The following is a 13,855-nucleotide window of genomic DNA, read 5'->3' as shown; positions in this document are numbered from 1 at the left end:
CAAGATCAGGCGCGGTGGGGCCAGTCGGTGAGGATCTCCTCTACCGGTTGGACGTCCTGCTCCGGATCTGGTGCCGGGGTTGGTCGGTCGGTCGGGGTGCGGTCGAAGCGGGGTGCGGGGGCCGGCTGGATCTCGCCGCCCACCTCGACGAACGTGCCCCGGGCAGCGTTGTGCGGGTGCCCATGCGCCTCGCCGGGGGCGAGCACCGGCGCGACGCAGGCGTCCACGTCGGCGAAGACCGCCGTCCACTCGTCCCGGGTGCGCTCGGCGAACCGCTCGGTGAACCGGCGGCGCAACTCGTCCCAGCCGCTCGGGTCGTACTGGGCGGGCAGGTCCGGGTCGTCGGCGAGGCCGAGGCCGGTGAGCAGTACGGCGTAGAAGGCCGGTTCCATCGCGCCGACCGCCATGAATCCACCGTCGGCGGTGGCGTACGTGTCGTAGAACGGCGCCCCGCCGTCGAACATGTTGCGCCCACGCGGGGCGGCCCACAGGCCGGTGCCGAGCAACCCGTGCAGGAACGAGGTGAGCAGCGCCGAGCCGTCCACCATCGCCGCGTCGACCACCTGGCCGAAGCCGGAGTGCTCCCGCTCCAGCAGCGCGGCCAGCACCCCGACGGCGAGCAGCATCCCGCCGCCGCCGAAGTCGCCGAGCAGGTTCATCGGCGCGTACGGGCGTTCGCCGGCCCGCCCCAGCGGCTCCAACGCCCCGGCCACCGCGATGTAGTCGATGTCGTGCCCGGCTCGGGCTGCCAGCGGGCCGTCCTGACCCCAGCCGGTCATCCGCGCGTACACCAGTCGGGGGTTGCGGGCCCGGCACACCTCCGGCCCGATGCCGAGCCGCTCGGCCACCCCGGGCCGGTACGCCTCGACCAGCACGTCCGCGCGCTCGGCGAGGCGCAGCAGGTCCGCCACGCCGGCCGGGGACTTCAGGTCCAGCGCGGTGACCCGCCGGCCGCGTTGCAACGGCCCGCTGGTCGGTGCTGCCAGCCGGCCCGCTCCCGGGGCGCCCGGCCGGTCCACCCGCACCACGTCCGCGCCGAGGTCGGCGAGCACCATGCAGCCGAACGGCGCCGGGGCGAGGCTGGCCAGCTCGACCACCCGCACCCCGGCCAGCGGCCCGCCGCGGGCCGCCGTCATGCGACGTCAGCCGGTTCGGCCCGGAGAACGGCGAGCCGCTCGGCCAGGTCGGCGGGGGGCGTGAACCGGTCGCCGTAGATGCCCGCCAGCTCGGTGGCACGGGCCGCGAAGCCGGCCGGGCCGCCCGCGTACTGCCGGACGTAGCGGATCACCCCGCCCGTCCACGCCGGGAAGCCGATGCCGAAGATCGAGCCGATGTTGGCGTCGGTCTCGGTGCGCAACACTCCCTCGTCGAGGCAGCGCAGCGCGTCCAGCGCCTCGGCGAAGAGCATCCGTTCCTGGAGGTCGGTGAACGGCACCGCCCGACCCGCGTCGGTGGTCAGGTCGGCGAGACCGGGCCACAGCCGACCCCGGTTGCCGTCGTCGTAGGAGTAGAAACCCCGTCCGGCGGCGCGCCCCGGCCGCTCGTACGCGTCGACCAGCTCGTCCACCAGGCGGTGCGCCGGCAGCGGTCGGAACTCCTCGCTGGCCGCCTCGAACTGGCGGCGGATCCGCTGGATGAGCGTGAGGCTGACCTCGTCGGCCAGCGCCAGCGGCCCGGTCGGGTAGCCGGCCTGAAGGGCGGCCTGCTCCACCGATGCGGCGGGGACACCCTCGGCGACCATGCCGACCGCCTCGTCGATGAACTTGCCGATCACCCGGCTGGTGAAGAAACCCCGGCCGTCGTTGACCACGATCGGGGTCTTGCCGATCCGCCGGCCCAGGTCGAACGCACGGGCCAGCGCCATGTCCCCGGTGCGTTCGCCGACCACGATCTCCAGCAGGGGCATCCGGTCCACCGGAGAGAAGAAGTGCATGCCGATGAAGTCCGTCGGCCGGTCCACGCCCTCGGCCAGCCCGGTGATCGGCAGGGTGGAGGTGTTGGAGGCGAGCAGCGCGCCCGGCGCGAGCACCGGCAGCACCTCGGCGAACACGGCCTTCTTCAGGGCCGGGTCCTCGAAGACGGCCTCGATGACCGCGTCGCAGTCGGCCAACGCGTCCACCTGGTCGGTGGTGGTGATCCGGTCCAGCACGGCACGCGCGTCCGCCTCGGTAGTGCGGCCCTTGCGTACCGCCCGGGTCAGTAACCGCTCGGCGTGCTCCCGGGCCCGGCCGGCGGCCTCCGGCGTGACGTCCTTGACGACCACGTCCAGCCCGGCGCTGGCGCAGGCGTACGCGATGCCCGCGCCCATCATGCCCGCGCCGAGCACCGCCACCCGGCGCACCGGCGGCGCATCCACGCCCGGCGGTCGGGCCGCGCCACCGTTGACGGCCTTCAGGTCGAAGAAGAACGCACCGATCATGTTCTTGGCGACCTGCCCGGTGAGCAGGCCGATCAGGTGCCGGGTCTCCACGGTCAGGGCGGTCTCCAGGTCGACCTGTGCGCCCTCGACAGCGGCGGCGAGGATCGCCTCGGGCGCGGGCAGCCGGGCACCCTTGAGCTGCTTGCGCAGCGTCGCCGGGAAGGCGGGCAGTTGTGTGGCCAGCGAGCGGCTGGCCGGGGTGCCGCCCGGCATCCGATAGTCCGGCCGGTCCCACGGCTGTGCCGGGTGCGGGTTCGCCGCGATCCAGGCCCGCGCCCGGTCCAGCAGCTCGGTGGGCGTGGCGACCACCTCGTCGACCAGCCCGGCGGACAGGGCGTCGACCGGGCGCATCCGCCGGCCGGTGAGCAGCACAGTGGTCAGCGCGCCGGCCAGGCCGAGCATCCGTACGGTCCGGGTGACACCGCCAGCACCGGGCAGCAGGCCCAGGGTCACCTCGGGCAACCCGAGCCGGCTGCCGGGCGCGTCCAGCGCGATCCGGTGGTGGCAGGCGAGCGCGATTTCCAGGCCACCACCGAGCGCCGAGCCGTTGACAGCGGCGACCACCGGCCGGCCCAGCGTCTCCAGCCGGCGCAGGTCCCGTTTGATGGTGCCGAGCAGGTCGGCGAGCGCGGGCGCGTCGGCGCGGGTGGCCCGGATCATCTCGGGCAGGTCACCGCCGGCGAAGAAGGTCGACTTCGCGCTGGTCACGATGACGCCGACGAGATCGCTCTCGGCCTCCAGCCGGTCCAACGTGGCGCTCATCGAGGCGGCGTACGCCCGGTTCATTGTGTTGGCGGACTGGGTGGGGTCGTCCACTGTGAGCGTGACGATGCCGTCGGCGCCGCGGTCGTACCGGATGGTGTTGGTCATTGTCGTCCTCCGGGTCAGCAGCGCTCAAGAACTGTGGCGACGCCCATGCCGCCGCCGATGCAGAGGGTCACCACGGCCCGGCGCAGGTCGCGGCGCTCCAACTCGTCCAACGCCGTACCGAGCAGCATCGCTCCGGTCGCGCCGAGCGGGTGGCCGAGCGCGATCGCGCCACCGTTGACGTTCACCCGGTCCGGGTCGAGGCGCAGGTCGCTGACGTACTTGAGCACCACAGCGGCGAACGCCTCGTTGATCTCGAACAGGTCGATGTCGTCGACTGTCAGCCCGGCCACAGCGAGCGCCTTGTGGGTGGCCGGGATCGGGCCGGTCAACATCAGCGTCGGGTCCGCGCCGGTGACCGCCGCGCCGACGATCCGGGCGCGCGGGGTGAGGCCGAGATCCCGACCGACCTGCTCCGAACCGATCAGCACCAGCGCCGCACCGTCCACGATGCCGGACGAGTTGCCCGCGTGGTGGACGTGCTCGATCGCCTCCAGCCAGTGGAACTTCTGCAACGCGACAGCGTCGAAACCGGCCGCCTCACCCATGGTGGCGAAGGATGGGGTGAGCTTGGCCAGCGCCTCCCGGGTGGTTTCCGGGCGCGGGTGCTCGTCGACGGTGAGGATGTCCAGCCCGTTGCCGTCGCGGACCGGCACCACCGAGCGGGCGAAGTACCCGCCGGCCCAGGCCTTGGCGGCCCGCTCCTGCGACCGCAGCGCGTAGCCGTCCACGTCGTCGCGGGTGAAACCCTCCAGTGTGGCGATCAGGTCGGCGCTGACGCCCTGCGGCACGAACGACGTGGCCAGCGCGGTCTGCGGATCGGTGGCCCAGGCCGCCCCGTCGGAACCCATCGGCACCCGGGACATCGACTCGACCCCGCCGGCGAGCAGCAGATGCTCCCAGCCGGAGCGGATCCGCGCGGCGGCGGAGTTGACCGCCTCCAACCCGGAGGCGCAGAACCGGTTGAGCTGCACCCCGCCCACCTGGTCGGGCAGCCCGGCCAGCAGCGCGGCGGCCCGGGCCAGGTCGCCGCCCTGCTCGCCGACCGGGGTCACGATGCCGAGCAGCAGATCCTCCAGCCGGCCGACGTCCAGGCCGGGGTTGCGTTCCCGCAACGCGTCGATCAAGCCGACCACCAGGGAGATGGGCTTGACCCCGTGCAGCGCGCCGGTGTCCCGGCCGCGTCCGCGCGGGGTGCGGACCGCGTCATAGACGTACGCCTCAGAGAGCACGGGCGATCAACTCCTTCATGATCTCGTTGGTGCCGCCGTAGATCTTCTGGACGCGGGCGTCGGCGTACATGCGGGCGATCGGGTACTCCGTCGTGTAGCCGTAACCGCCGAAGAGCTGAAGGCACCGGTCGACCACCTCGCACTGCCCGTCGGTGAGCCACGACTTCGCCATCGCCGCCGTGGAGACGTCCAGGTCGCCACGCGTGTGTCGGACGATGCAGTCATCCAGGAAGACCCGGCTGACCCGGGCGCGGGTGGCGCACTCGGCGAGCACCATCCGGGTGTTCTGGTGACCCATCAGGGGCTTGCCGAACGCGGTGCGCTCCTTGGCGTACGCGACGGTCAGCGCGACCGCCCGTTCCATGGCGGCGACCGCGCCAACGCCGATGACCAGCCGTTCCTGCGGAAGCTGCTGCATGAGCTGGACGAAGCCCAGCCCTTCGGCGCCGCCGAGCAGGTTGGCCGTCGGCACCCGGAACTCGTCGAAGAACAACTCCGCGGTGTCGTTGGCGTGCAGGCCGATCTTGGACAGCAGTCGGCCTCGCCGGAAGCCCTCCGGGTCGCCGCCCACCTCGCACACGAGCAGCGAGACGCCGGCCGCCCGCTGCTCGGGGTTGGTCTTCACGGCCACGATGACCAGGTCGGCCAGGCCGCCGTTGGTGATGAACGTCTTCGCGCCGGTCACCAGGTAGTCGTCGCCGTCGCGGACCGCCCGGGTGCGCATCGCCTGAAGATCGGAGCCACCGTCCGGCTCGGTCATCGCGATGGCGCCGACCAGCTCACCGCTGCACAGGCCGGGCAGCCAGCGCCGCTTCTGCTCCTCGCTGCCGTACGCCACCAGGTAGCCGGTGACGATGCCACTGTGGACGGCCAGGCCGAGGCTGCCCTCCCCGGCGTACGCCTGCTCGTGCAGCAACACCGCCTCGTGGGTGAACCCGCCGCCCCCACCGCCGTACTCCTCCGGAACCGACAGGCCGAGCAGCCCCAGCTCACCGGCGCGCCGATAGTGCTCGCGGTCCGGGTGGCCCTGCTCCTGAAGGCGCTCGGCGTGCGGCAACACCTCCTTGGTGAAGAAGGTGCGGGCCAGCTCGGCCAGGTCGTCGTGCTCCGGCTCGCGCCAGGGGGAGGGGGGACCGTCGGGCGTCGGCATGTGCACCACCCTCGCGCGCTGTTGGCAGCGTGTCAATAAGTCGTGATCGGCAGCCGGCGCGGCGGGACGGAGTCGGCATGGTTGCGGGATCGGGTCGGGGGCCTGGAGCCAGCGCTGCACTGCGCGCGGAGCGGGTTGTTCGATCTCCGTCGTCTGCTGACGTTGATTGGCCGGGCATCAAGTGATCAAGGTGAGGAACGGCGGCCGACCGGTGAGCTGTCGATAGGGTCGGGCAGATGAGTGTCGAGACGGCTCCGCGCCGCCGCCGGTTGGAGCCCGACGCCCGGCGTGGGCAGATTCTGGCCTGCGCGGTCCGGCTGTTCGGCGAGCGCCCCTACGCGGAGGTGTCGACCACCGACGTCGCCCGTGAGGCGGGTGTCGCCCGCGGGTTGGTCAACCACTACTTCGGCGCGAAGAAGGACCTCTACCTGGAGGTCGTCCGGGTCATGGTGACGATCCCGGAGGTTGCCCTGGAACGGCTGCCCAAGGGCGATCTGCGGACCCGGGTCGAGGCCAGCGTCACATGGTTCCTCGACGTGGTGTCCCGACACAGCACCTCGTGGCTGGCGGCGGTCACCGCCCGGGGGATGGGCGGCGACGCCGACGTGGAGCGGGTGCTCGCCGAGGCCGAGGAGGTCGCCGCGGACCGGATGCTGGTCGCCGTCGGGCTGGCTGGCCAGGCCGAGCACCACGAGGAGCTTCGCGGCATGGTCCGGGCGTACTGCGGGTTGGCGACGTCGACCGCCCGGGAGTGGCTCCAGCGTGGCGCGCTGACCCGCGCCCAGGTGCACCTGCTGCTCACCACGACCCTGCTGACGATCGTCGAACAGGTCGTCCCGCAGATCCTCGCCGGCGATCAGGCGGCGCGCCGTTCGCCGGCCTGATCGGTACGCGTGACACGCCCGCCCCGCGCCGCCGGCGCGGCGAACCGGTCGGCGGCCTGCGCCGGATAGGAGTCGGGGCGTACCACCCGCAGCGGTCGGTCCACCTCGTCGGCCCCGAACCGCCAGCGCGACGGTCCCGGCTGCCGCTGCGGTGCCGGCCCACCGGGGCGCAGACCGGGCCGGGACAGCAGCACCGTGATCAGGTAGCCGACCACCAGGAAGCCGTGGCTGATCAGCCGTTCCCCGCCCACCGAACCGGTGGCCAGGTCGTTGACCGACAACAGCAGCAACGTGCCGACGAACGCGCTGAGCATCGGCAGCAGCCCGGCGGGTGGGCTGCGGCGCAACGCCACGAAGAGGAAGCCCGCGCCCACTGCCACGTTCCACGCTGCCGACTCGTGCCACAGGTGCTGGCCGGTGGGGTGCAGGTGGTCGGCGGTCGCACCCCGGCCGACCTGGGCCAGGCCGAGCACCAGTTGCACCGCGCCGAGCAGCCCGAGCGCCGACCGAAGGCCGGCGACGAGCGGGCCACGTCCGAACGCCGCGCGCAACCCGGCGGCGAGCTGGCCCCGTCCGGGCACCTTTCGCAGGCCGGCGACGAGCGGCCCACGCCGCCACCGCGACCGGCGGGCCGGGGCCGCGCTGGCGGCAGCAAGGATCGCGGCCGTCCGGTCCGGCACCTCAACCACCAGTCGGGTACGAACCCGACGGGTCACCGCCGCCGCAGCCGTGAACCAGGCCCGGCACTCGGCACACCCGTCCAGGTGCCCCTGCACCGCCGTCAGTTCGGCGGCGGTCTCCTCCCCGTCCAACTGCGCGGACAGGACCTCCCGCCACTGCTCACACCCCATGTATCGGTAGTCGCTCCGGCAGCCGCTCCGGTTCCCGGCGACCGTGACCGGTTGTGGAATACTCGCCGGATCATGACGCGTTACGGCCTGCTGATCCTGCCCGCCACCAACCGGGTGTACGCCCGCGCCGCAGTCGACCTCACCCGAGCTGAGCTGGAGATCTTCGGCCGCTCGGCGTTGGACGGCCGGATCGGCGAGCTGGACACCGAGGTCGTCGGAGGGGCGTCCTACATCACGTTCACCGGTGACGGGCTGACCGAGCGTGACCTGGCCGTCCTGGGCAACCTCTCCGCCGGGTACGCGTTGTTCGAGATCGTCGGTGAGTTGTTGCGGCCGATCGAGTGGAGCCGTCTGGACCGTTACGACGACGATCTGCTCACCATCCAGAAGTACCCGGGCAAGACCAACGAGCAGTTCACCAAGCTGCTGCTCAACGTCACACTGCTCGCCTCGGACTGGGCCGCCGAGATGACCAGCCGCCGGTTCCGGGTGCTCGACCCGCTCTGTGGTCGGGGCACCACCCTCAACCAGGCGCTGATGTACGGCTTCGACGCCGCCGGGATCGAGCGCGACCAGAAGGACGTCGAGGCGTACCGGGCGTTCATCACCACCTGGCTGAAGCAGAAGCGGGTCAAGCACCGGGTGCTGGAGTCGGGGCCGGTGCGGCGGGAGCGCAAGGTGGTCGGCCGGCGGGTGCGGATCGAGTTGGCGCCGACCCGCGAGGAGCACAAGGCCGGCCAGACGCAGTTGCTGGACGTGGTCAACGCCGACACCGCCCGTTCGGCGGAGTTCTTCCGCCCGGAGACAGTGGACCTGGTCGTCGCCGACGCGCCGTACGGCGTGCAGCACGGCAGTCGTACCGCTGGGCAGGGGTTGACCCGCGACCCGCTGGCGTTGCTCGCGGACGCCGCGCCGGTCTGGGCCCGGTTGTTGCGTCCCGGCGGTGCCCTCGGGATCTCCTGGAACACCCACGTCGCCAGTCGGGACGACGCGGCGGCGGCGTTGGCCGACGCCGGCCTGACAGTGGTCGACGCCGAGCCCTACCGCGCGCTGCGGCACCGGGTGGACCAGTCGATCATGCGCGACGTGCTGGTGGCCCGCCGCCCGGCCTGAGCGGCCCCGCACCCCCGCCCCTCGCCGCGCTATGCGCCATCCCATCCGGGTCGCGCATGGTCTCGTAGGTCCTTTGCTCTGCACCCCCCGAGGCGACGCTCACGGTCGGTAGCCGGTGCCTCCGCGGGTGCAGAGCAAAACTGGTGCCCCCGCGGGTGCAGAGCAAAGGGCGGACAACTGCTCTCGACCTCGCGGACCACCGCGGGGCTGTGCCGCATTTCACCTGCTCCGTGGCGGGTGTGAAAACCACGTCAAGAAAAGGTTCGCCGCCGTCATGGTCGCGTTATGACTCGTGCCGTCCGGCGGGTGGTGGGGCTTTGATTGCCCGGCGCGACCGGAAGGCGGTCGCGACGAACCTTTCCGGCTGAGGAGTCAGCGTGTCTGACGTGGTGTTCGTGGTCCTGACGGTGGTGCTGTTCGCAGTGCTCGCCCTGGTGGTCCGGGCGGTGGAGAAGCTGTGAACGCGGTAAACGCCGTCGGTCTGGTGCTCGCGGTCGTCCTGGGCGCGTTCCTGGTGTTCGCGCTGCTGTTTCCGGAGCGCTTCTGATGACCATGACAACAGCGGGCGTCATCTTCGTGTTGACGCTGGTGGCGGCCCTCGTCGCCGTCTACAAGCCGTTCGGCGACTACATGTTCCGGGCGGTCTCCGGCACCAAGCAGTCGCGGGTCGAGCGGGGCATCTTCCGACTGGTCGGGGTCAACCCGACCGCCGAGCAGACCTGGGGCGTGTACGCCCGCAGCGTGCTGGCGTTCTCCGCGGTCTCGATCCTGTTCCTGTACCTGTTCCAGCGGGTGCAGAACCACCTGTGGCTGTCGCTGGGCTTCGACTCGGTGGTTCCGCACGGCGCGTGGAACACCGCCGTGTCGTTCGTGACCAACACGAACTGGCAGTCGTACTCGGGTGAGTCGACGATGGGCCACCTGGTGCAGATGGCCGGCCTGGCGGTGCAGAACTTCGTCTCGGCGGCGGTCGGCATCGCTGTGGCGGTCGCGTTGGTACGCGGCTTCGCCCGCAGCCGCACCGGGCAGCTCGGCAACTTCTGGGTCGACCTGACCCGGATCACGCTGCGGATCCTGCTGCCGATCGCGGTGCTCGGCGCCATCGCGCTGATGATCGGCGGGGCGGTGCAGAACCTGTCCGCCGGCACCGACGTGAGCACGCTGACCGGTGGCACCCAGACCATCACCGGCGGGCCGGTCGCCAGCCAGGAAGTGATCAAGGAGCTGGGCACCAATGGTGGCGGCTTCTACAACGTCAACAGCGCGCACCCGTTCGAGAACCCCACCACCTGGACGAACTGGCTGGAGATCTTCCTGATCTTCCTGATCCCGTTCAGCCTGCCCCGGGTCTTCGGCCGCATGGTCGGGCAGAACCGGCAGGGTTACGCCATCGCCGCCGTGATGGGCATCCTCGCGTTCCTCAGCGTCGCCATCACCAACATCTTCGAGCTGGCCGGGCACGGCACCGTGCCGCAGGCGGTCGGCGCGGCGATGGAGGGCAAGGAGGTGCGGTTCGACGTGTCGAACTCGGCCACCTTCGCCGCCGCCACCACGCTCACCTCGACCGGTGCGGTGAACTCGTTCCACGACTCGTTCACCTCGCTCGGCGGCATGATGACGATGGTCAACATGATGCTCGGCGAGGTCGCGCCGGGCGGCACCGGCTCAGGGCTGTACGGCCTGCTCATCCTCGCGGTGATCACCGTCTTCGTGGCCGGCCTGATGGTGGGCCGCACGCCCGAGTACCTGGGCAAGAAGATCGGGTCGCGCGAGATCAAGTTCGCCTCGTTGTACTTCCTGATCACGCCGATCCTGGTGCTCGTCGGCACGGCGGCGGCGTTCGGCACCGGCAACAACTCCACTGCGCTCAACGTCGGCCCGCACGGCCTCTCCGAGGTGCTGTACGCGTTCACCTCGGCCAGCAACAACAACGGCTCCGCGTTCGGCGGCATCACCGTCAACACCGCCTGGTGGGACACCGCGCTCGGGTTGTGCATGCTGCTGGGCCGGTTCCTGCCGCTGATCTTCGTGCTCGCGTTGGCCGGCTCGCTGGCCCGCCAGGCACCCACCCCCGCGTCCGAGGGCACCCTGCCGACCCACCGACCGCTGTTCATCGGCATGGTCGTCGGCGTCACCGTGGTCCTCGTCGCGCTGACCTTCCTGCCCGCGCTCGCGCTCGGCCCGCTGGCAGAGGGGCTCTGACCATCATGAGGAACGAGGACATGTCCGTGACATCCGGGCAGCTCGCCACAGCAGCCGACCAGGGCAGACGGATCGGCGGAGGCCTGCTCGACCCCCAGCAGTTGATCCGGTCCCTGCCGGACGCCGTACGCAAGCTCAACCCCGCCACCCTGTGGCGCAACCCGGTGATGCTGATCGTCGAGGTCGGCGCGGCCTTCACCACAGTCCTGGCGGTGCTCGACCCGTCGGTGTTCGCCTGGGCGATCACCGTCTGGCTCTGGCTGACAGTGGTCTTCGCCAACCTGGCCGAGGCGGTCGCCGAGGGTCGGGGCAAGGCCCAGGCCGCGACACTGCGGCAGGCGAAGAAGGACACCATCGCCACCCGGCTGATCGACTGGAAGCCGGGCGCGCGGGCCAACACCTATCGCGACGAGGCGGTGCCGGCGCCGGACCTGCGTCAGGGCGACGTCGTACTCGTCGAAGCCGGCGGCATCATCCCCGGCGACGGCGACATCGTCGAGGGCATCGCCAGCGTCGACGAGTCGGCCATCACCGGAGAGTCGGCACCGGTCATCAGGGAGTCCGGCGGCGACCGCAGCGCTGTCACCGGCGGCACCAAGGTGCTCTCCGACCAGATCATCGTCAAGATCACCCAGAAGCCGGGGGAGAGCTTCATCGACCGGATGATCGCCCTGGTCGAGGGGGCCAACCGGCAGAAGACGCCGAACGAGATCGCGCTGAACATCCTGCTCGCCGCGCTCACCGTCATCTTCCTGCTGGCAGTGGTCACCCTCCAGCCCCTCGCGATCTTCTCCAAGGCGTACCAGGCTGCCGCGCCGGACAGCGGGGCGATCACCGACTCCGGCGTCACCGGCGTGGTGCTGATCTCGCTGCTGGTCTGCCTGATCCCCACCACCATCGGCGCGCTGCTCTCCGCCATCGGCATCGCCGGCATGGACCGCCTCGTGCAGCGCAACGTGCTGGCCATGAGCGGCCGGGCCGTCGAGGCGGCCGGCGACGTCAACACCCTGCTGCTGGACAAGACCGGCACCATCACGCTGGGCAACCGGCAGGCCGCCGAGTTCGTACCGGTCGAGGGGGTCGACGCCGCGGCGCTCGCCGACGCCGCGCAGCTGTCCAGCCTGGCCGACGAGACCCCGGAGGGGCGCTCGGTGGTCGTCCTGGCGAAGAACGAGTTCGGGCTGCGCGAACGCGAGCCCGGCGTGATGCCGCACGCCACCTTCGTACCGTTCACCGCGCAGACCCGGATGAGCGGCGTCGACCTCACCCCGGACGCCAGCGTCGACGGCGGCGCGGTCGGCACGGCCCGCCGGGTCCGCAAGGGCGCCGCCGCCGCCGTGATGAAGTGGGTACGCGAGAACGGCGGCCACCCGACCGAACAGGTCGGCGAGATCGTGGACGCGATCAGCGGCACCGGCGGCACCCCACTGGTCGTCGCCGAGCACGTCGACGGTGCGCCCGCCCGAGCCCTGGGCGTCATCCACCTCAAGGACGTGGTCAAGTCCGGCATGCGGGAGCGGTTCGACGAGATGCGCCGGATGGGCATCCGAACCGTGATGATCACCGGCGACAACCCGCGGACCGCGAAGGCGATCGCCGACGAGGCCGGGGTGGACGACTTCCTGGCCGAGGCGACGCCCGAGGACAAGCTCGCGCTGATCAAGCGGGAGCAGGAGGGTGGCCGGCTGGTCGCGATGACCGGTGACGGCACCAACGACGCGCCGGCGCTCGCGCAGGCCGACGTCGGGGTGGCGATGAACACCGGTACGTCGGCCGCGAAGGAGGCCGGCAACATGGTCGACCTCGACTCCGACCCGACGAAGCTGATCGAGATCGTGGAGATCGGCAAGCAGTTGCTGATCACCCGCGGCGCGCTGACCACCTTCAGCATCGCCAACGACATCGCGAAGTACTTCGCGATCATCCCGGCCATGTTCGCCGGCCTCTACCCGGGCCTGGACGCCCTGAACATCATGCGGCTGGCCAGCCCGGAGTCGGCGATCCTGTCCGCCGTCATCTTCAACGCCCTGGTGATCATCGCGCTGATCCCGCTCGCCCTGCGGGGCGTGCGGTACCGGCCGGCCGCCGCGTCGAAGCTGCTCAGCCGCAACCTGCTGGTCTACGGGCTGGGCGGCATCATCGTGCCGTTCATCGGGATCAAGCTCATCGACCTGCTCATCCAGTTCATCCCGGGGATTTCGTGATGCGTCTACCCACCTGGATCGCCCAACACCTCGCCGCGCTGCGCGCCGTACTCGTCTTCACCGTGCTGCTCGGCCTGGTCTACCCGCTGGCCCTGGTAGCTGTTGGTCAGTTGCCCGGCCTCAACCACAGGACCGACGGCTCGCTGATCACCTCGGGCGGGACGACTGTCGGCAGCGCGCTGATCGGCCAGTCCTTCACCGACGCGGACGGCAACCCCGTCGCCCGGTACTTCCAGTCCCGCCCCTCCGCCGCCGGTGACGGCTACGACCCGACGGCCACCTCGGCCAGCAACCTGGGCCCGGAGAGCGTTGTCGACACCCTTGCCACCGACCCGGAGGAGTCCAGCGAGAGCCTGCTCACCCAGGTGTGCGGGCGCAGCAAGTCGGTCGGCGAGCTCAACGGTGTCGACGGCCGGCGCCCGTACTGCACCGACGACGGGGTGGGCGCCGTGCTCGCGGTGTTCCGCGCCGACGGTCTGACCGGTCCGGTCACCCGGGTGGTCAGCGTCAACCAGGCCGCCCCGACCACTCCCTTCGTCTCCGAGTACCAGGGTGTCGCGGTGGAGCCGGCCCAGCCCGGCGAGGACTACGTCGCCGCCGGTGGGGTGGTCACACCGATCCGGGGCGACGCGCCCGCCGACCCGGTGGTGCCCGCCGACGCGGTCACCGCCAGCGCCAGCGGCCTCGACCCGCAGATCAGCCCGGCGTACGCCGAACTACAGGTGAACCGGGTCGCGCGGGAGCGCGGCGTGGACCCGGCGTCGGTCCGCAAGCTGGTCGAGGAGCACACCGGCGGGCGAGGGCTCGGCTTCCTGGGTGCGCCCGGCGTCAACGTGCTGGAGCTCAACCTCGCGCTCGACAAGCAGTTCGCCGCACGCTGAGCACCTCGCGGGCGGGGCCGGGCCGACCGGCGCGGCCCCGCCCGCCGATCTG

At 71.4% G+C, this 13,855-nt stretch carries 11 protein-coding genes; 6 read left to right on the top strand and 5 right to left on the bottom strand.

From position 1 onward, the window contains the following. Positions 1 to 5: 5 nt before the first annotated feature. Genes AB0B98_RS24910 through AB0B98_RS24895 form a run of 4 tightly spaced genes read right to left on the bottom strand, consistent with a single transcriptional unit; the run spans position 6 to position 5,668 of the window. Positions 6 to 1,136, bottom strand: a complete 1,131-nt coding sequence (locus AB0B98_RS24910) for a CaiB/BaiF CoA-transferase family protein (protein WP_357365681.1) — start codon at positions 1,134 to 1,136, stop codon at positions 6 to 8. Further along, positions 1,133 to 3,289, bottom strand: coding sequence for a 3-hydroxyacyl-CoA dehydrogenase NAD-binding domain-containing protein (locus AB0B98_RS24905; protein ID WP_357365680.1), 2,157 nt, complete (start codon positions 3,287 to 3,289; stop codon positions 1,133 to 1,135). Before AB0B98_RS24905 ends, AB0B98_RS24910 begins: the two co-directional genes overlap by 4 nt. 14 nt (positions 3,290 to 3,303) lie before the next feature. Beyond that, entirely contained in the window at positions 3,304 to 4,518 is a 1,215-nt protein-coding gene (locus AB0B98_RS24900; RefSeq protein ID WP_357365678.1) for an acetyl-CoA C-acetyltransferase, read from the bottom strand. Further along, positions 4,508 to 5,668 (bottom strand): acyl-CoA dehydrogenase family protein, encoded by a 1,161-nt coding sequence (locus tag AB0B98_RS24895; protein ID WP_357365676.1) that lies wholly within the window; start codon positions 5,666 to 5,668, stop codon positions 4,508 to 4,510. The genes AB0B98_RS24900 and AB0B98_RS24895 overlap by 11 nt, the downstream gene beginning before the upstream one ends. Positions 5,669 to 5,904: 236 nt before the next feature. On the opposite strand from AB0B98_RS24895, the gene AB0B98_RS24890 reads away from it, so the two are divergent. Further along, entirely contained in the window at positions 5,905 to 6,552 is a 648-nt protein-coding gene (locus AB0B98_RS24890; RefSeq protein WP_357365674.1) for a helix-turn-helix domain-containing protein, read from the top strand. Here the strand turns inward: AB0B98_RS24890 and AB0B98_RS24885 are convergent. Continuing rightward, positions 6,525 to 7,403, bottom strand: a complete 879-nt coding sequence (locus tag AB0B98_RS24885; RefSeq protein WP_357365672.1) for a zf-HC2 domain-containing protein — start codon at positions 7,401 to 7,403, stop codon at positions 6,525 to 6,527. The genes AB0B98_RS24890 and AB0B98_RS24885 overlap by 28 nt on opposite strands. 72 nt (positions 7,404 to 7,475) lie before the next feature. On the opposite strand from AB0B98_RS24885, the gene AB0B98_RS24880 reads away from it, so the two are divergent. From AB0B98_RS24880 to AB0B98_RS24860, 5 genes are all read left to right on the top strand, one after another. Then, positions 7,476 to 8,516 (top strand): SAM-dependent methyltransferase, encoded by a 1,041-nt coding sequence (locus AB0B98_RS24880; protein WP_112603623.1) that lies wholly within the window; start codon positions 7,476 to 7,478, stop codon positions 8,514 to 8,516. A gap of 457 nt (positions 8,517 to 8,973) precedes the next feature. After that, positions 8,974 to 9,063: a K(+)-transporting ATPase subunit F gene (gene kdpF, locus AB0B98_RS24875; RefSeq protein ID WP_036410889.1), complete on the top strand. Its 90-nt coding sequence runs from the start codon at positions 8,974 to 8,976 to the stop codon at positions 9,061 to 9,063. Then, complete coding sequence (gene kdpA, locus AB0B98_RS24870) at positions 9,063 to 10,718, top strand: potassium-transporting ATPase subunit KdpA (RefSeq protein ID WP_357365670.1); 1,656 nt, start codon at positions 9,063 to 9,065, stop codon at positions 10,716 to 10,718. The genes kdpF and kdpA overlap by 1 nt, the downstream gene beginning before the upstream one ends. A gap of 20 nt (positions 10,719 to 10,738) precedes the next feature. Continuing rightward, entirely contained in the window at positions 10,739 to 12,922 is a 2,184-nt protein-coding gene (gene kdpB, locus AB0B98_RS24865) for a potassium-transporting ATPase subunit KdpB (RefSeq protein ID WP_357365669.1), read from the top strand. Continuing rightward, entirely contained in the window at positions 12,922 to 13,803 is an 882-nt protein-coding gene (locus AB0B98_RS24860) for a potassium-transporting ATPase subunit C (RefSeq protein WP_357365667.1), read from the top strand. Before kdpB ends, AB0B98_RS24860 begins: the two co-directional genes overlap by 1 nt. Positions 13,804 to 13,855: the final 52 nt, after the last annotated feature.

Source organism: Micromonospora sp. NPDC048947 (assembly GCF_040649495.1).
Taxonomy (GTDB): Bacteria; Actinomycetota; Actinomycetes; order Mycobacteriales; family Micromonosporaceae; genus Micromonospora; species Micromonospora alfalfae.
Note: the sequence above shows the minus strand (reverse complement) of the source record. Positions and strands in the feature narration are given on the sequence as shown.